General features: G+C 64.2%; 1 protein-coding gene. It reads left to right on the top strand.

Annotated elements, in window-relative coordinates; translation table 11 throughout:
* The coding region (locus RNC47_RS37385; protein WP_311605337.1) for a Rieske 2Fe-2S domain-containing protein at positions 1 to 385 on the top strand (385 nt) is incomplete at both ends.

Raw genomic sequence — 385 nt, 5'->3', positions numbered from 1 at the left:
GCAGGCACATGGGCGGCGACCTGTCGATGGGGTCGGTCAAGGACGACAACCTGGCGTGTCCGTTCCACGACTGGCGCTGGGGCAGCGACGGAAAGTGCAAGTTGGTGCCCTACGCCAAGCGCACCCCGCGGCTGGCGCGTACCCGCAAGTGGCCCACCACCGAGGTCAACGGTCAGCTGCTGGTCTGGCATGACCCGGAAGGCTCCGCGCCGGCCGCCGAGCTGACCCCGCCCACGATCGAGGGCTACGACGAGGGCATCTGGTCACCGTGGCAATGGAATTCGATCCTGATCGAGGGATCGCACTGCCGTGAGATCGTCGACAACAACGTCGACATGGCGCACTTCTTCTACATTCACCACGCCTACCCGACTTACTTCAAGAA

The organism is Streptomyces millisiae, from assembly GCF_031845425.1.
Lineage (GTDB): Bacteria > Actinomycetota > Actinomycetes > Streptomycetales > Streptomycetaceae > Streptomyces > Streptomyces millisiae.
The sequence above is the reverse complement of the archived record's forward strand: the minus strand, read 5'-3'. Positions and strand labels throughout refer to the sequence as shown.